The sequence below is a fragment of the Microbacterium sp. 8M genome, from assembly GCF_902506375.1.
Classification (GTDB): Bacteria; Actinomycetota; Actinomycetes; order Actinomycetales; family Microbacteriaceae; genus Microbacterium.
In genome coordinates this window covers 1,708,485-1,725,646 of record NZ_LR733284.1, presented here as the reverse complement: position 1 = coordinate 1,725,646, position 17,162 = coordinate 1,708,485, and the positions used below count along the sequence as shown (strand labels likewise).

The 17,162-nt window shown below is 68.4% G+C and carries 15 protein-coding genes; 3 read left to right on the top strand and 12 right to left on the bottom strand.

Features of this window, described 5'->3' with window-relative positions; translation table 11 throughout:
* Positions 1 to 65 precede the first annotated feature (65 nt).
* A complete protein-coding gene (locus tag AERO9AM_RS08175; RefSeq protein WP_159575694.1) occupies positions 66 to 485 on the top strand; it encodes a rhodanese-like domain-containing protein in 420 nt (139 codons plus the stop codon).
* Positions 486 to 905: 420 nt separating this feature from the next.
* Here AERO9AM_RS08175 and AERO9AM_RS08170 read toward each other — a convergent pair whose 3' ends face one another.
* The 5 genes from AERO9AM_RS08170 to AERO9AM_RS08150 form a co-directional block, all read right to left on the bottom strand.
* Positions 906 to 1,340, bottom strand: a complete 435-nt coding sequence (locus AERO9AM_RS08170) for a cytochrome c oxidase subunit 4 (RefSeq protein WP_159575693.1) — start codon at positions 1,338 to 1,340, stop codon at positions 906 to 908.
* A 3-nt stretch (positions 1,341 to 1,343) separates the two neighbouring features.
* Positions 1,344 to 3,071 carry an aa3-type cytochrome oxidase subunit I gene (gene ctaD, locus AERO9AM_RS08165; protein WP_159575692.1) on the bottom strand — a complete coding sequence of 576 codons (1,728 nt, stop codon included), beginning with the start codon at positions 3,069 to 3,071 and terminating at the stop codon, positions 1,344 to 1,346.
* A gap of 5 nt (positions 3,072 to 3,076) precedes the next feature.
* Entirely contained in the window at positions 3,077 to 3,973 is an 897-nt protein-coding gene (ctaC, locus tag AERO9AM_RS08160; protein ID WP_159575691.1) for an aa3-type cytochrome oxidase subunit II, read from the bottom strand.
* Between the two features lie 122 nt (positions 3,974 to 4,095).
* Entirely contained in the window at positions 4,096 to 4,458 is a 363-nt protein-coding gene (erpA, locus tag AERO9AM_RS08155; protein ID WP_159575690.1) for an iron-sulfur cluster insertion protein ErpA, read from the bottom strand.
* Positions 4,459 to 4,569: 111 nt separating this feature from the next.
* Positions 4,570 to 5,985 (bottom strand): dipeptidase, encoded by a 1,416-nt coding sequence (locus tag AERO9AM_RS08150; protein ID WP_159575689.1) that lies wholly within the window; start codon positions 5,983 to 5,985, stop codon positions 4,570 to 4,572.
* A gap of 55 nt (positions 5,986 to 6,040) precedes the next feature.
* Between AERO9AM_RS08150 and AERO9AM_RS08145 the strand changes: the two genes are divergently transcribed.
* A complete protein-coding gene (locus AERO9AM_RS08145; protein ID WP_236602539.1) occupies positions 6,041 to 6,604 on the top strand; it encodes a DUF3043 domain-containing protein in 564 nt (187 codons plus the stop codon).
* 116 nt (positions 6,605 to 6,720) lie between these two features.
* On the opposite strand, the gene AERO9AM_RS08140 is transcribed toward AERO9AM_RS08145, so the two are convergent.
* The 7 genes from AERO9AM_RS08140 to AERO9AM_RS08110 all read right to left on the bottom strand — a co-directional run bounded on the left by AERO9AM_RS08140 (position 6,721) and on the right by AERO9AM_RS08110 (position 16,543).
* The gene (locus tag AERO9AM_RS08140) at positions 6,721 to 7,743 is read right to left on the bottom strand and encodes a quinone-dependent dihydroorotate dehydrogenase (protein ID WP_159575687.1); all 1,023 of its coding nucleotides are present in this window, start codon (positions 7,741 to 7,743) and stop codon (positions 6,721 to 6,723) included.
* Between the two features lie 62 nt (positions 7,744 to 7,805).
* The gene (nrdR, locus tag AERO9AM_RS08135; protein WP_159575686.1) at positions 7,806 to 8,279 is read right to left on the bottom strand and encodes a transcriptional regulator NrdR; all 474 of its coding nucleotides are present in this window, start codon (positions 8,277 to 8,279) and stop codon (positions 7,806 to 7,808) included.
* A 10-nt stretch (positions 8,280 to 8,289) separates the two neighbouring features.
* Positions 8,290 to 9,624: a histidinol dehydrogenase gene (gene hisD / locus AERO9AM_RS08130; protein ID WP_159575685.1), complete on the bottom strand. Its 1,335-nt coding sequence runs from the start codon at positions 9,622 to 9,624 to the stop codon at positions 8,290 to 8,292.
* Between the two features lie 6 nt (positions 9,625 to 9,630).
* On the bottom strand, positions 9,631 to 11,124 hold the full coding sequence (locus AERO9AM_RS08125) for a hypothetical protein (RefSeq protein ID WP_159575684.1): 1,494 nt from the start codon (positions 11,122 to 11,124) through the stop codon (positions 9,631 to 9,633).
* A 135-nt stretch (positions 11,125 to 11,259) separates the two neighbouring features.
* Complete coding sequence (gene dnaE, locus AERO9AM_RS08120; RefSeq protein ID WP_159575683.1) at positions 11,260 to 14,778, bottom strand: DNA polymerase III subunit alpha; 3,519 nt, start codon at positions 14,776 to 14,778, stop codon at positions 11,260 to 11,262.
* An 87-nt stretch (positions 14,779 to 14,865) separates the two neighbouring features.
* Positions 14,866 to 15,966 (bottom strand): hypothetical protein, encoded by a 1,101-nt coding sequence (locus AERO9AM_RS08115; RefSeq protein ID WP_159575682.1) that lies wholly within the window; start codon positions 15,964 to 15,966, stop codon positions 14,866 to 14,868.
* On the bottom strand, positions 15,941 to 16,543 hold the full coding sequence (locus tag AERO9AM_RS08110; protein ID WP_201298609.1) for an RNA polymerase sigma factor: 603 nt from the start codon (positions 16,541 to 16,543) through the stop codon (positions 15,941 to 15,943). Before AERO9AM_RS08110 ends, AERO9AM_RS08115 begins: the two co-directional genes overlap by 26 nt.
* 122 nt (positions 16,544 to 16,665) lie before the next feature.
* Between AERO9AM_RS08110 and AERO9AM_RS08105 the strand changes: the two genes are divergently transcribed.
* A complete protein-coding gene (locus AERO9AM_RS08105; protein WP_159575680.1) occupies positions 16,666 to 17,151 on the top strand; it encodes an NUDIX hydrolase in 486 nt (161 codons plus the stop codon).
* Positions 17,152 to 17,162: the final 11 nt, after the last annotated feature.

Here is a 17,162-nt window from a genome sequence, read left to right as displayed (position 1 = left end):
CGAAGGCCCCGTCATACGACGGGGCCTTCGTCGTACCCCCTCGCGTCGCGCGGTAGCCTGGCATCATGACCTCCGCTACCGAGCACTTCGCCGCCAAGCTCGCCTTCGAGACCGACGCCAGCGACGTGCACGCTGCGCGCAAGGCCGGCGAGCGGATCGCCGTCGTCGACGTCCGCAGCGCCGAGGCGTGGGCGCAGGGGCGCATCGTCGACGCGATCCACATGCACTACAGCGAGATCGCGACGCGGGCGCCGCAGGAGATCCCCCTGGAGACACCGGTCGTCGTGTACTGCTGGAGCCCCGGCTGCAACGCCGGCGACAAGGGCGCCCTCGAGTTCGCCAAGCTCGGCTACGACGTGCGGCTCATGATCGGCGGCTTCGAGTACTGGGTGCGCGAAGGATATCCCGTCGAGGACGCCGATGGCGTGCACCGGCGTCCCATCGATCCGCTCACCGGCATCCCTCGGATCCGATCGCGCGCCTGACGCCGCGGCGCTGCCTCACGCAGAGGTATCGGTCGAGGAGAAAGGGCTCCCGCGACCGTTGCGACGACCTGTCACGGGATCGATCCAGTCGCCGGACCCGGTCATCCGATGCCAGCGCTTGTGGAATGCGAGGTCGGTGCCCTCGGCCTCCGCGACAGCCGCGCCGCACAGGTCGCAGATCCGCAGGATCACCGCGTCACCATCCGCCGTCGTGATCGAGATGACTCCCTCAGGGAAAACCACGCCCATCGTTCTCCTCCTCGCGCAGGGGTGACCGTGCACGGGCCGCACCTGAGTGCCCTCAGAGTACGCCATGGGGAACGCGCGACGCCGCCCACTCGCCGACGGCAGGCCGGAACGTCGCAGAGTCGAAGAAGGCCCTGGAGCAGCGCTCCAGGGCCTTCTCTCGCGGAACTCCGCTCAGCGGGCGAAGTGACCGCGGTAGTACTCGTAGACCCAGCCGACGATCGCCACGACGAAGATGGCCAGCGCGATCGGGAAGAGGAACACTCCCACCGCCAGGGCGATCATGCCCACGGCAGCGGCTCCGGCCAGCACGATGGGCCACCAGGACCAGGGGCTGAACTCGCCGAGCTCGGGGTCGCCGTCATCGATGTCGCTCGTCAGGATGTCTTCCGGAAGCGTCCCGCCCTGCGCCTTGTGCGTGCGGTCGAGGTAGAACGCGATCATCGCGGCCATGAAGGCCGAGAAGAACAGGGCGACGGTGCCGACCCACTCGATCGCCTTCACGGGCGGCTCGCCGGCGTGAGCGAGGAGGTTCCAGATCGTGTACGTCACGCCCATGAGGGCGAAGAACCCGGTCAGGATCCACCAGAGGACGATGTTGTCGCGCATGGGTCAGTGGGCCTTTCCATCGACGGTCACGGCAATCGGGTGCTCCGCGGCCTCCGGGTGGTTGAGGTCGAACGCCGGGCGCTCACTGCGGATCCGCGGGATCGACGTGAAGTTGTGACGCGGCGGCGGGCAGGAGGTCGCCCACTCGAGCGAAGCTCCGTAGCCCCACGGGTCGTTCACGGTCACCTTCGGCGCCTTGCGCGCGGTCAGCCACACGTTCAGGAAGAAGGGCAGCATCGAGGCGCCGAGGATGATGGCACCGATCGAGGACACCTGGTTCTCCCACGTCCAGTTGTCGTAGGCCGAGTAGTCGGCGTAACGACGCGGCATGCCGTCGACGCCCAGCCAGTGCTGGATGAGGAACGTCATGTGGAAGCCGATGAACAGCATCCAGAAGTGCACGTAGCCGAGGCGCTCATTGAGCATCCGTCCGGTCCACTTCGGCCACCAGAAGTAGAAGCCCGCGAACATGGCGAACACCACGGTGCCGAACACGACGTAGTGGAAGTGCGCCACCACGAAGTACGAGTCGGACAGGAAGAAGTCCAGCGGCGGGGAGGCCAGGATGACGCCGGTCAGACCGCCGAAGACGAACGACACCAGGAAGCCGAGCGCGAACACCATGGGCGTCTCGAAGGTCACCGATCCGCGCCACAGGGTGCCGATCCAGTTGAAGATCTTCACACCAGTGGGGACGGCGATGAGCATCGTCATGAGCGCGAAGAACGGCAGCAGCACACCGCCGGTGACGTACATGTGGTGCGCCCACACGGCGACGGACAGGGCCGCGATCGCGATCGTCGCGTAGACGAGGGTCTTGTATCCGAAGATCGGCTTGCGGCTGAACACCGGGAAGATCTCCGAGACGATGCCGAAGAACGGCAGCGCGATGATGTACACCTCGGGGTGACCGAAGAACCAGAACAGGTGCTGCCAGAGGAGCACGCCGCCGTTGGCCGGATCGTAGATGTGCGCGCCGAGCACGCGGTCTGCTGCTGCGGCGAGCATGGCCGCGGCGAGCACCGGGAAGGCCATCAGGATCAGCAGGCTCGTGATGAGCGTGTTCCACGAGAAGATCGGCATGCGCCACATGGTCATGCCGGGGGCGCGCATGGTAATGACGGTGGTGATGAAGTTCACCGCACCGAGGATCGTGCCGAAACCGGACATGCCGAGGCCGAGCATCCAGAGGTTGCCGCCTGCACCCGGAGTGAAGGACGCGCTAGCGAGCGGCTGGTACGCGAACCAGCCGAACGAGGCGGCGCCCTGCGGGGTGAGGAAGCCGGCGACCGCGATGGTGGAGCCGAACAGGAAGAGCCAGAACGCGAAGGCGTTCAGACGCGGGAACGCGACGTCCGGAGCGCCGATCTGCAGCGGCAGCACCGCGTTCGCGAAGCCCGCGAAGAGCGGAGTCGCGAACATCAGCAGCATGATCGTGCCGTGCATCGTGAACAGCTGGTTGTACTGCTCCTTCGTCGGGATGACCTGCATGCCCGGGGCGAACAGCTCGGCGCGGATGATGAGGGCCATCACGCCGCCGAGGAGGAAGAACAGCACCGAGGCGATCAGGTACATGTACCCGATCGTCTTGTGATCGGTGGAGGTGATCCACTTGACGACGATGTTGCCCTTCTGCTCGACGCGGGTCGAGCTGAGCAGCGCCGCCTGGCGCGGCGGGATCGTCGTCGGACGCGCGCCGACCTCAGACGTGTCGGGAAGAGTGCTCGTCATTCTGCTTACTTCGCTTCCGAGTCGGTCGTGGGCTTCCCGGTGCCGGGGAAGTTGGTGAGGCGGTCATAGGCGTCGGTGATGTCGCCCGTGTTGCCCTCGTCCTTCAGCTTGGTCAGGTAGGCCTGGTACTCCGCGTCGCTGACGACCTTCACGTTGAAGAGCATCATCGAGTGGTACTCGCCGCAGAGCTCGGCGCACTTGCCCTGGTAGGTGCCCTCGCGGGTCGGCGTGAAGGACCAGGAGTTGTCCTTGCCGATGTACATGTCCTTCTTGTAGAGGAAATCGATGATCCAGAAGGAGTGGATCACGTCACGCGACTGCAGCGTGATGTGCACCTTCTTGTTCACCGGCAGGTACAGCGTCGGGAGGGCGGACTGGTCGACGTTGCCGGCCTTGTCGGGCTGAGCCTGGACTCCCATGGTCCACACGGCGTCCGAGTTGTCCTTCTCGGTACCGTCGTACTGGAAGTCCCAGGCCCACTGCTTGCCGATCGCGGTGATCGACACATCGGGCTTGTCGTACTGGGTCTCGATGATCGTCTGGTCGCGCGCCGTGAAGGCGAACATCCCGAAGATGAGGATCAGCGGCACGATCGTGTAGAAGATCTCGATCGGCATGTTGTAGCGCAGTTGCACCGGGAGGCCGGTCTGGCCCTTGCGACGGCGGTACGCGATCGCAGCCCAGCCCATGAGGCCCCATGTGATGAGGCCGACGGCGAGGAGCACGATCCACGAGTTGACCCAGAGGGAGGTGACACGCTCGGTCTGATTCGTCGCGTGCGAGCCGTCATCGAAGCCGGGCAGGAAACCGCGCTCCATGAGCGGGGTACATCCCGAGAGGGCCACGGCTGCCGCGACTCCCAAGGGGAGTGCGGCCCAACGAAGGCGGCGTTTCGAGGGCACGATGCACCTTTCAGATCACGGACGTGGGCTACCTCAGTCTAGGGCAACCTCACACCCGATTCACGCCATCCACGCAGGTTCGGCGTGGATGGCGCAGGGGTGGGAGAGGGTGATTCCGCGGGTCAGTGGAAGCTGTCGCCGCAGGCGCAGGAGCCCTGCGCGTTGGGGTTGTCGATGGTGAATCCCTGCTCCGAGATGGTGTCCTTGAAGTCGATCGAGGCGCCGTCGAGATACGGCACGCTCATGTTGTCGACGATCACCTCGACGCCGTCGAAATCGACGGTGGCGTCGCCTTCGAGATAGCGCTCGTCGAAGTAGAGCTGGTAGATCAGGCCGGAGCAGCCGCCGGGCTGCACAGCGACGCGCAGGCGAAGGTCGTCGCGGCCCTCCTGCTCCAGCAGGCTCTTCACCTTGGCCGCAGCGGCGTCGGTGAGCTTCACACCGTGGGCGGTGGTGGTCTCGGGGGTGAGGGTGATGTCGCTCATGTCGCTCCTTGGATCGGCCGTGCGTCGGCACGGTTTCCGTCCCTCGATTCTACCGCCGCGGACGCAGGGGGCAGCGAGCGCGGCCGTGGCGACCGCACTCGATGCCGCGGGTCAGAGCGTGATCTCGTTCATCCGCGTCAGCAGCAGCGCCTCGGTCGCCACCGCGTGCCGGAACGTCTCCAGATGCAGCGACTCATTCGGGCTGTGCGCACGGGCGTGCGGGTCCTCGACGCCGGTGACCAGGATCTCCGCCCCGGGGAAGCGCTCGACGAGATCGGCGATGAACGGGATGGATCCGCCCACGCCGAGGTCGACGGGCTCCTTGCCGTAGCCGTCCGCCATCGCCCCGCGCGCCAGGCCCACGGCCCAGCCGGTGGTGTCGACGAGGAAGGGGTTGCCGAGGTCCAGGTCGGAGAAGGCCAGCTCGGCGCCGAACGGCGCGTGCGCCCGAAGGTGCGCCTCGAGCGCCGCGTAGGCCTCCTCGGCGCTCTGGCCCGGAGCGATGCGGCAGCTGAGCACGACGGTGGTCTCCGGGGCCAGCGTGTTGGACGCGGCCGCGACCGGGGTCGCGTCGATGCCGATGACCGTCACGGACGGCTTGTTCCAGATGCGGCTGAGGATCGTGCCGTCCCCGATCGGCGAGACGCCGGGGAGCAGTCCGGTCTCCTCGCGCAGCGTGGCCTCGCTGTACTCCGGGGTCTCCGCGTCGCGCACCGCGAGCCCCTCGACCGCGACCGAGCCGTTCTCGTCCCAGAGCGTGTCGAGCAGGCGGATCGTGGCGAGCATGGCGTCGGGCACCGCTCCCCCGAACATGCCCGAGTGCGAGGCGTGGTCGAGGGTGCGCACGGTCAGGGTGAAGCGCACCGCACCGCGCAGCGAGACGGTGAGTCCCGGCGTCGACGAGTCCCAGTTGCCCGAATCGGCGACGACGATCGCGTCGGCGCGGAGGGCGTCCTCGTTGTCGGTGAGGAACTGTGCGAAGGAGCGGGAGCCGTACTCCTCCTCCCCCTCGATGAACATCGCGATCCCCAGATCCAGGTCGTCGCCGAGCGCCTCCGCGACCGCGCGGATCGACGCGATGTGCGCCATGATCCCGGCCTTGTCGTCGGCGGCACCGCGCCCGTAGAGCCGGCCGTCGCGCACCGTCGGCTCGAACGGCGGCGTCTCCCACAGCTCCTCGGCTCCCGGCGGCTGCACGTCGTGGTGCGCGTACAGCAGGATCGTCGGCTTGCCGTTGCGGGCCGCGCGGCGCGCGAGCACGGCGGGCTGGCCGACCTCGTCGGTCCCCGGGATCGCGGCGCGCAGAACCCGCACGCTGTCGAAGACGCCCGTCGCCTCGGCGAGCTCGGCGACCGCGGCCGCGCTGCGCACGAGCTGGGTCTGATCGAAAGCCGGCCAGGCGATGCCGGGGATGCGGACGAGGTCTCCGAGGTCGCTCAGCGCGGCCGGGATCCCGGTGGAGACAGCGGCGGCGACGGCGGCTTCGACGTCACCGGGTGCGGTGACCGAGGAGGAGGGAGAAGTCATGCAGGTAATCTTAGAGAACACCCGTTTTCGCCTTCCCCGACATCCAGGAGCCTTCGTGCCCAGCACTCCCACCCCCGCACCCGACGACTCCTCCGCCGAGGCGACGAGCGGCAAGGGACGCCGTACCCCGACGCGCGCGGAGCAGGAAGCCGCGCGGCGCCGTCCGCTGGTGCCGGACACCAAGGAGGCCAAGGCGCAGGCGCGCGCGGAGATGCGGCAGCGTCAGGAGCGCCAGCGCATCGGCATGGCGAACGGCGAGGAGAAGTATCTGCCCGTCCGCGATCGCGGCCCGCAGCGCCGCTGGGTGCGCGACTACGTCGACGCCGGCTGGCACGTCAGCGAGTGGATCATGGCGCTCATGGTCGTCGTGATCATCGTGTCGCTGATCCCGAACACCCTCGTGGCCTACTGGGCGTTCATCGGACTCTGGGGCTTCATCGCGATCGCCATCATCGACATGGTCTTCCTCGGGATCCGGGTGAACCGCCGGATCGCCGAGAAGTTCGGCAAGGACAAGCGTGAGCGCGGCCTCGCGTGGTACGCCGCCATGCGCTCCCTGCAGATGCGCTTCATGCGCCTGCCTAAGCCGCAGGTCAAGCGCGGCGAGTACCCGGCCTGATCCCGCATCCCCGACGAACGAGAAGATCCTAGTGCGCGCGAAGCGCCCGGGATCTTCTTCGTGCGGGAGGCGTTCAGGCCCCGTGTCTGCGCGCGCGTGCCAGCCCGCGCGGAGTCTCAGTGCGCGTGCAGGCCCGCGCGGATCTGCCGCGCCCACAACGGTCCGCGGTACAGGAACGCGGTGTACCCCTGTACGAGCGTGGCGCCGGCGTCGAGGCGCTCCCGCACCTCGGCGCCCGTCTCGACACCGCCGACCGAGATGACGCAGAAGTCGGCCGGGACGGCGGCGCGCACGAGGCTCAGCACGGCGAGCGAGCGCTCCTTGAGCGGCGCGCCGGAGAGGCCGCCCTCGCCGGCCGCGGCCACCTTCGCGGGATCGGTGATCAGGCCCTCGCGCGAAATCGTGGTGTTGGTGGCGATCAGCCCGTCCAGGCCCTCGGCGACCGCCAGCTCGGCGATCGCAGTGACCTCGCCGTCGGCCAGGTCGGGGGCGATCTTGACCAGCAGCGGTGTGGCGCCGGCGGCGGCCTTCACGGCCCGCAGCAGGGGTGCGAGGGTCTCCACGGCCTGCAGTCCGCGCAGCCCTGGCGTGTTCGGGGATGACACGTTGATCGCCAGATAGTCGGCGAGCGGGGCGAGGCGCACCGCCGAGGCGACGTAGTCGGCGGTCGCGTCCTCGACGGCCACGACGCGGCTCTTGCCGATGTTGACGCCGATCACCGCCGCGGGGCGACGGCGACGCAGCTTCCAGAGTCGCTTCTCGGCGGCCTCGGCACCGGCGTTGTTGAATCCCATGCGGTTGACGACGGCGCGGTCCGGGATGAGCCGGAACAGGCGCGGCTTGGGGTTGCCCGACTGCGGGATCGCGGTGATGGTGCCCACCTCGACGTGCCCGAAGCCGAGGGCGGACAGGCCGCGCACGCCGACCGCGTTCTTGTCGAAGCCTGCCGCGATGCCGAACGGCGTGGGGAAGGTGAGGCCGAGCGTCCTCACCTCGTCCTCCGGCGAGGGACGCGTCAACGCGCGCGCGAGCCAGGAGAACGGAGGCACGCCGAGGATGCGCACCACGACCATGCCGGCGTGGTGTGCGAACTCCGGATCGAAGCGCGCGAGGACGAGGCGGAAGAGCAGCGCATACATCCCTGCCAGGCTACCGGTCGGCGGCCGCCGCTCCGGACCGTGTTCCGCCGCTCGGACCCCGGTCAGAGCGCGGGTTGCTCGGGAGTGGCGTGGTGATCGGCGCGCAGCTCGGCGATCGACGCCTCGAAGTCCTCCAGGGAGTCGAACGCCTGGTAGACGCTGGCGAAGCGGAGGTAGGCGACCTCATCCAGATCCCGCAGCGGTCCCAGGATCGCCAGGCCGATCTCGTTCGTGTCGAGCTGTGAGACACCGGTCTGACGCACCGCCTCCTCGACCCGCTGTGCGAGGATCGCCAGATCCGCCTCGGTCACCGGTCGTCCCTGGCACGCCTTGCGCACGCCGGCGATCACCTTCTCACGGCTGAACGGCTCCATCACGCCGCTTCGCTTGATCACGTTCAGGCTGGCGGTCTCGGTGGTGGTGAACCGCCCGCCGCACTCCGGGCACTGACGACGTCGGCGGATCGACAGCCCGTCATCGCTCGTGCGGGAGTCGATGACGCGGGAGTCCGGATGACGGCAGAACGGGCAATGCATTGCAGAAAGCCTACGCCCCGGCGGACGCTGCCGGCTCCGCCACCGCGGCGAAGCGCGCCTCGATGGCCTCGCCGTGCGCGGGGAGCGCCTCGGACTCGGCCAGAGCGACGATGCTGCGCCGTACCTCGGCGAGAGCGGCACGGTCGTACTCGATGACCTGCTGCGGACGCAGGAACGTGTATGCGCCGAGCCCCGGCGCATAGCGCGCCTGACCCCCGGTGGGCAGCACGTGATTGCTCCCGGCGAGGTAGTCGCCGAGGCTCACCGGGCTGTCCTCGCCGACGAAGACGGCGCCTGCGCTCGTGAACAGGTCGGCCGCCTCCGCCGCGTCCCGCAGGTGCAGCTCGAGGTGCTCCGGCGCGTAGGCGTTGCTGAACGCGACCGCCGCCTCGCGGTCGTCGACGAGCACCACCGCCGACTGCGGGCCCGCCAGCGCCGTCTGCACGCGGTCGCGGTGACGGGTCGTCTCGGCGCGCGCGGCCACACGCGCCTGCACGGCCTCCGCAAGCGCGGCGGAGTCGGTGACGAGCACGGCGGAGGCCTGCTCGTCGTGCTCGGCCTGGCTGATGAGGTCGGCGGCCAGGAGCTCCGGATCCGCCGTCTCGTCCGCGACGACGAGGATCTCGGTCGCACCCGCCTCGGAGTCGGTGCCCACGACGCCTGCGACCGCGCGCTTGGCCGAGGCGACGAAGTTGTTGCCGGGGCCTGTGACCACGTCGACGGGCTCGAGGCCGAGAGACTCGACGCCCCATGCGAAGGCGCCGATCGCGCCCGCGCCACCCATCGCGTACACCTCGTCCACGCCGAGCAGGGCCGCCGCGGCCAGGATCGTCGGGTGCACCCGGTCGCCGTCCTGCTGCTGAGGCGGGGAGGCCAGCGCGATGCTGCCGACTCCGGCGACCTGCGCGGGCACGACGTTCATGATGACGCTCGACGGGTATACCGCCTTGCCGCCCGGGATGTACACGCCCGCCCGTCCGACCGGCTGCCACCGCTGCCGGATGCGCGCGCCCGGACCGATCTCCGTGACGGCGGGGGCAGGGACCTGCGCTTCGGACGCGCGGCGCACGCGCGCGATGGCCTTCTCGATCGCCTCGCGGATCACCGGGTCGAGGTTCGAGAGCGCCTCATCGAGGTGCTCCCGCGGGACACGGATCGCGTGCCCGGTGACGCGGTCGAAGCGCTCCGCCTGCTCGCGCAGGGCCTCCTCGCCGCGGACACGGACGTCCTCGACGATCGCGGTCGCGGTCGCCAGCGCCTCGGCACGCGCGGCCGTGGCGCGCGGAACCGCCGCCAGCATCTCGGCGGTGGAGAGGGAGCGTCCCCTCAGGTCGATCGTCTGCATGCGTCCTCAGCCTCGGGTCATGTTGTCGGTGTCGTGCAGGTAGCCGACGCGGCCGTCGTCGTGTCGCACGACGAAGGCGCCGCCGCGATCCTCGAGAACAAGGATCCACGCATCGGGCCCGATCGTGAAAATCTCGTCACCTCGTGCGTCATGAACGGGCCGGATGTCGGGCGCCAGCGCCCAGAACGGCTGCGCCTGACCGGAAGGCGGCGCGGCTGCCTCCTCATCCTTCCCCTCGACGACGTCGACGGCGTGGGTGGCGACATCGTCCACCGGTGACGGCACGAGCAGGTCGCCGAGCACCTCGGTCATGGTGTCCGACAGGTCGCGCGGCGCCGAGGGCGCGGTGCTCGACGCCGCATCCGCATCACCCGACGGGGCGGTCCCGTCCTCCGCCGGGTGGCCGGCGGCGGCGCCGTCATCCTCCGACGGGGCGGCGGACTCGATCGTGGGCACGGGTCCCGACGACGTCGCGCTGCGCCGGGCCTCGGCGCGCGTGGTCGGTTCGTCCTCGGACGACGCCGGCGGCACGGCCTCGTCGTCGGGCAGCGACGCCGCAGGTTCGGGGATCGCGATGGTCGGGGCGTCCGCGGCGGCCGGCGCCTCGGCTTCGGCCGCGGCAGGCGAACCGGACGCGGGGGCCGCAGCGGTGTCGGGCGCACCGCCGGCCATGACACCGGAACCGCCGAGGTTCTCCCCCGCCGCGAGGAACGACTCGCGGTGGTGGTCGGGCACGTACCCGGCCCCGCCGGGGACCGCCGCACCCGTCGCACCCGCGGAGAGGTGCGCGTCCGCAGCGACCTCGTTCTGGTGCAGCAGCCCGGGATCGACGTCGTCGTCGTTCTGCGGATCGGAGACGCTCCCCCGCGCCCGCACCGGGCGGGGGCGGGTGAACACGGGACGCACGGGATTCGCGTTGCGGTGCGCCAGAGTCTCCGTGCGGTCCTCGAAGTCGTCGCGGATCCCAGGGACGAGCGCGGCGAACACGGTGACCACGACCAGGCCCAGCAGGCACAGGATCTCCAGCCACAGAGGCCAGGTCGCAAGCGCGCTGCGGTGCAGCACGGCGAGGAGGTCGAGCTGCTGCCACAGCAGCACCGTCCAGCTGACCAGGGCGACGGTGAACGCGACGGATGCGAACTGATCGATGCCGAGGGATCCGACCCGGCGGATGCCCTCGGGCGACAGCCGGCGCAGCACGACGAGGAACACGGCGGCCGTGGGCACGCCGATCGTGAGGATCCAGGCCCCGTTCATGGTCCAGACGGTCGCGGAGCCGTCGCGGACGACGGCAGCACAGGGCACGAACGACACCACGAACGCGACCAGCCACAGTCCGACGATGATCAGCTCGCGCAGCGTGAAGCCGAAGTAGCCCTCCTGGGGCGCGGGCGCCGGGAGGGAGTCCTCCTGTGCCGTCTCGGCGGCGCTGGCCTCGGGGGTCGATGTCGGGTTCTCATCGCCCTGCATCATCGCAGCGAAGGGGACGTCGCCGGTCATCAGTGCTTCCTTTCGTCGTGCGGCCGTCTGAGGGGCGGCCGTCGAACGGGACCCGATACTACCCGGCGGGTTTGCAGACCTCCTGAGCGGACTCCGTGCGGGGACACGTCCGCCCGACGGCCCGGCCGGTCCGACTCAGCCCAGGCACTGCGGGCCGAGCAGCGACTTCAGATCGCCGAACAGGTCAGCGGTGACCGTCACCGGCAGCGGCACCTCGAACACCTTCGCGCGGCCGCCCCGGTGCATCTTCAGCATGACCTCGGTCTCGCCCGCGTGCCGGCGCAGCACGTCGGCCAGATCCTCGATCACGCGCTCGGTCGCGCGCTGCTCCGGCACCAGCAGCGACAGCGGTCCCGCTGCGTCGAACGCCCCCACGTCCGGCGTGAACGCCGACTGCGCATGCAGGTTCATGCCGTCATCGCGCCGCGAGATCCGCCCGCGCACGGCGAGGATCGCGTCCTGCTGGAGCATGCTCTGGAACTCCAGATACGTCTTGCCCATGAACATGATCGTGATCTCGCCGTGGAAGTCCTCGACCGTGATCATGCCGTAGGGGTTGCCGCTGGCTTTGGCGACGCGGTGCTGCACGCTGGTCACGAGGCCCGCGACCGTGACCTGGTCGCCGTCCTGCAGGTCCTCCGACTCGAGCAGGTTGTTGATCGCGATCGAGGCGTGCTTGGCCAGCGGCACCTCGAGACCGGCTAGAGGATGATCCGACACGTACAGGCCGAGCATGTCGCGTTCGAAGGCGAGCTTGTCCTTCTTCGTCCACTCGGGCCGGTTCGGCACCTTCGGCGGCGCGACCTCCTCCACCTCGTCGTAGAGGCTGTCGAAGTCGAATCCGATCGCCCCCTGCGCCTCGTTGCGCTTCTGGTCGACGGCGGCCTCGACGGCGTCCTCGTGGATCTCCACGAGCGCGCGCCGGGTGTCGCCCATCGAGTCGAAGGCACCGGCCTTGATCAGCGATTCGACGGTGCGCTTGTTCGCGACATGCAGCGGCACCTTCTTGAGGAAGTCGTGGAAGGAGGTGAAGTTCTCCTTCTGCCGCGCCTGCACGATGCCCTCGACGACGTTGGTTCCCACGTTGCGCACGGCGCCGAGACCGAAGCGGATGTCCTCCCCGACGGCCGCGAAGAAGTTGATCGACTCGCGCACGTCGGGCGGGAGCACCTTGATGCCCATGCGACGGCACTCGTTGAGGTACAGCGCCATCTTGTCCTTGGAATCGCCGACGCTGGTCAGCAGCGCCGCCATGTACTCCGCGGGATAGTGCGCCTTGAGGTAGGCCGTCCAGTACGAGATCACCCCGTAGGCCGCCGAGTGGGCTTTGTTGAAGGCGTAGTCGGAGAACGGCAGCAGGATCTCCCACAGCGCGTTCACCGCACCGTCGGAATAGCCGTTCGCATGCATGCCGGCCTGGAAGCCCTCGAACTGCTTGTCCAGCTCGGACTTCTTCTTCTTGCCCATCGCACGGCGGAGGATGTCTGCCTGGCCGAGCGAGAATCCCGCTACACGCTGCGCGATCGCCATCACCTGCTCCTGGTAGATGATGAGGCCGTAGCTCTCCTCCAGGATGTCCTTGAGCGATTCCTCGAACTCGGGGTGGATCGGCGTGATCTCCTGCAGGCCGTTCTTGCGCAGCGCGTAGTTCGTGTGCGAGTTCGCCCCCATGGGGCCGGGACGGTACAGCGCGATGAGCGCCGAGATGTCGCCGAAGTTGTCCGGCTTCATGAGGCGCATGAGCGCGCGCATGGGCCCGCCGTCGAGCTGGAACACGCCCAGAGAGTCGCCGCGCGCGAGGAGCTCGTACGAGGCGCGGTCGTCGAGGGACAGGTCCTCGAGGACGAGCTCCTCGCCGCGGTTCATCCGGATGTTGGCGAGCGCGTCCGAGATGATCGTGAGGTTGCGCAGCCCCAGGAAGTCCATCTTGATGAGGCCGAGCGACTCGCACGAGGGGTAGTCGAACTGCGTGACGATCTGGCCGTCCTGCTCGCGCTTCATGATCGGGATGATGTCGATCAGCGGATGCGACGACATGATCACGCCCGCCGCGTGCACACCCCACTGGCGCTTCAGGTTCTCCAGACCGAGCGCGGTGTCGAAGACCGTCTTCGCCTCCGGATCCGACTCGATCACGGCGCGGAACTCGCTGGCCTCCTTGTACCGCGGGTGCTCCGGGTTGAACATCCCGTCCAGAGGCATGTCCTTGCCCATCACGGCGGGCGGCATGGCCTTGGTGAGCTTCTCCCCCATGCTGAACGGGAAGCCGAGCACGCGTCCGGCGTCCTTCAGCGCCTGCTTGGCCTTGATGGTGCCGTAGGTGACGATCTGGGCGACTCGCTCGTCGCCGTACTTCTCGGTGACGTACTGGATCACCTCGCCACGGCGGCGGTCGTCGAAGTCGACATCGAAGTCGGGCATCGAGACGCGGTCCGGGTTGAGGAAGCGCTCGAAGATGAGACCGTGCTCGAGCGGATCCAGGTCGGTGATCCTCATGGCGTAGGCCGCCATGGAACCGGCGCCGGAGCCACGGCCCGGACCGACGCGCACGCCGTTGTCCTTGGCCCAGTTGATGAAGTCGGCGACGACGAGGAAGTAGCCGGGGAAGCCCATGGACGAGATGACCTCGACCTCGTAGTCGGCCTGCTTGCGCACGGCATCCGGGATCCCGTTCGGGTACCGGAAGTGCAGGCCCTTCTCGACCTCCTTGATGAACCAGCTCTCCTCGGTCTCCCCGGGCGGCACCGGGAACCGCGGCATGAAGTTCGCACTGGTGTTGAACGACACGTCGCAGCGCTCCGCGATGAGCAGCGTGTTGTCGCACGCCTCCGGGTGGTCACGGAAGATCTGGCGCATCTCCGCCGCCGACTTCACGTAGTAGCCGTCGCCGTCGAACTTGAACCGGTTCGGGTCGGCGAGCGTGGATCCGGACTGCACGCAGAGCAGCGCCTCATGGCTCTTGGCGTCGTGCTGATGCGTGTAGTGAAGGTCGTTCGTGCCGACGAGCGGGATCCCCAGGTCCTTCGCGATCCGCAGCAGGTCGCCGGTGACCCGCCTCTCGATCTCGAGTCCGTGGTCCATGATCTCGGCGAAGTAATTCTCCTTGCCGAAGATGTCCTGGAATTCGGCGGCCGCCGCCCGCGCCGCGTCGTACTGCCCGAGCCGCAGGCGGGTCTGGATCTCGCCGGAGGGACAGCCGGTCGTCGCGATCAGCCCCTTGGAGTACTTCTGCAGGATCTCGCGGTCCATGCGCGGCTTGAAGTAGTAGCCTTCGAGGCTCGAGATCGACGAGAGGCGGAAGAGGTTGTGCATGCCCTCCGTGGTCTCGGACAGCAGCGTCATGTGCGTGTAGGCACCGGATCCGGAGACGTCATCGCTGCGCTGCTCGGGCGTTCCCCACTGCACGCGGGACTTGTCGCTGCGGTGGGTCCCCGGGGTGACGTACGCCTCGATGCCGATGATCGGCTTGATGCCCGCGGCCTGCGCCGCCTTGTAGAACTCGAAGGCCGCGAACGTGTTGCCGTGGTCGGTGACGGCGACGGCGGGCATGCCCTGAGCCACGGCCTCCTGCACGAGCGGCTGGATGCGCGCAGCCCCGTCCAGCATCGAGTACTCGCTGTGCACGTGCAGGTGGACGAAGGAGTCTGATGCCATGCCTCGAGTCTACTTTCGGGCACTGACGCTGAGCGTCGAAGTGTTCGGCCCGGACCCCGAGGGGTCCGGGCCGAAACTCTGAGCCGGCTACGGAGCCGAGTCGACGATCGACACCGTCGACGTGATCCGAAGATCAGGTATCGACGTCGGGACGAGCCCACCGTCATTCCGGCTTGTGGTCTCCGTGTATTGGACGACCCACCCCGTGGTGGCGTCGATCGACACCGTCTCGCGATGTGGATTGACCGTCGTGATGTCTATGCCGTACGTCGTCACCGAACCGTCGACGGACTCGACCGTTGCGAGGCCCGAAATCGCGAGCGCGTCGATGAAAGTCCGCCGCACTTCCGGCGGGGCCAGGTTTGACCTGAGCAGTGCGACGATGGCGGTCGCCACAGAGTCCTCCCTGCTGCTGCCAGTGGGCGCGAAGAAGTCACGAAGGTAACCGAGCAAAGCCTGGGGATCGCGCGGGTAGATGGTGTAATCCCGGTTCCAGAGGTAGTTGCCTACCAGCGCTTCTCCTGTGTCGCGTACGGTTTTTCTCCCGCCGTCCTCGGGGAGCATCGTGGCCCATGCTTGTCCGTCCTCAGCTGTCTGCGGATCCGGAAAAGACCGGATCCGTTCGTTCTGCGGTCCATCAACGCTTATCCACTCGGCCGTTCTGTCGGCAGGGACGAACATCGATCGCTGCCCCTGGACCAGCAGCGCAGAAATCGGCGGCTGGGACGTGTAATTGTCCCGGAAGAGCCATTCGTATGGTTGCGCCGTGTCGGGGCCACGGTAGCGAAGCATCGCCACGGTCGAACTGATCTCAAGATACTGTCCCGCCTGCGGCGTCGTGCCGGGGAAAGGCTCGACGATGCCCGTGCCCGCTCCCGTGCCCGGAGACGGGGACGGTGACGGTGTGGGCTCCGGCGTCGGCACCGGACTCGCGGTCGGAGCCGGCACCGCCTCCACCTGCGGCGCGGGCGCAGCGTGCTGGTTGACGACGAGAACCGCTGTCGTGATCGCGGCGACACCGACGGCGCCTCCGGCGATCAGATACATCGGGCGCCGCGACGCGCGCTTGCGCGCCACGGCAGCACGATCGTCGATCCCGCCGAGGATGCGCGACCGAGCCGTCGCGATCTGCTCCGCCGTGAGGCCCGCCCCCGCATTCACCTCACGCACGCGCTCGAAAACGTCCATCGACCTCTCCTTCCTTCGTCATGACCCGTGCGGGCGTCGTCACCCGGGCGGGATCCAGCTTCGTGCGCACGCGGTTCATCCTCGATCGGACGGTCCCTACCGGGACGCCGAGCGCCTGCGCGACCTCCTCGTACGTCAGGTCGCCCCAGGCGTAGAGGAGCAGCGTCTCGCGCTCCTTTCCGGACAGCGCGGCGATGCGAGGAGCGAGTTCCCTCGTCGAGAGTTCGGCGTCGAGGCGTGCGATCGTCGAATCGAGGCCGCCGTGCGAGATGATCTCCTCGCGACGCGCGAACTCCGCACTCGAGCGAAGGTGCTTCGCCTCGGTCGCACGATGCTTCCGGATCAGCCGGGAGGCGATCCCGTACAACCACGGAAGTGCCGAATCCCAGGCCGTGTCGAATGAGGCTCTTCGTGCGAACGCGACCAGGAACGTCTCGCTCAGGATGTCCTGGCCGGCGTCCGCGCCGAGGCGCCGGGCGGCGTAGCCGCCGAGCGCCCCTGCGTGCCGGTCGAACAATTCCGCGAACGCACGGGGCTGCCCGAGCGACCGCTGAATGATCTCGCTGTCTGTGCTCACACTATGTATTGCCTGAAAGAAGGATGACGGTTCCAAGTTCGCCGAAACGGCTTTCCCGACGGTGCTCGTATTCTCCGGCATCGACGCGTCGGTCCCCTGCAGGACGCCGATAGCCTGGTTCTATGAGCACCCCCGACTTCGTCGTCGCCCTGCGCGAGCACATCGGCCAAGCCCCGCTGAACCTCGTCGGCGTGACCGCGATCGTGTTCCGCGATGAGAAGGTGCTGCTCGGCAAGCGCGCCGACAACGGCGCTTGGCAGGCGATCTCGGGCATCGTCGAGCCCGGCGAGGAGCCGGCGGACACCGCCGTGCGGGAGTGCCTGGAGGAGGCCGGCGTGACCGTGAAGGTCGAGCGACTCGCGCTGGTGCAGCAGCTGCCTCGCACCACCTACGCGAACGGCGACCAGGTGGATTACCTGGATCTGGTGTTCCGTTGCAGCTGGGTGTCCGGCGAACCGCACCCGGCGGACGGCGAGCTCACCGAGGTCGGCTTCTACGACCTCGCCGCCATGGGCGACGTGGATGACGCCGACGTGCGCAAGATCGCTCTCGCGGTTGCCGAGGACGATCCCGCGCATTTCCGCGGCGGACGACCGCCGAAGAGCTGAGAGCTGAGCAG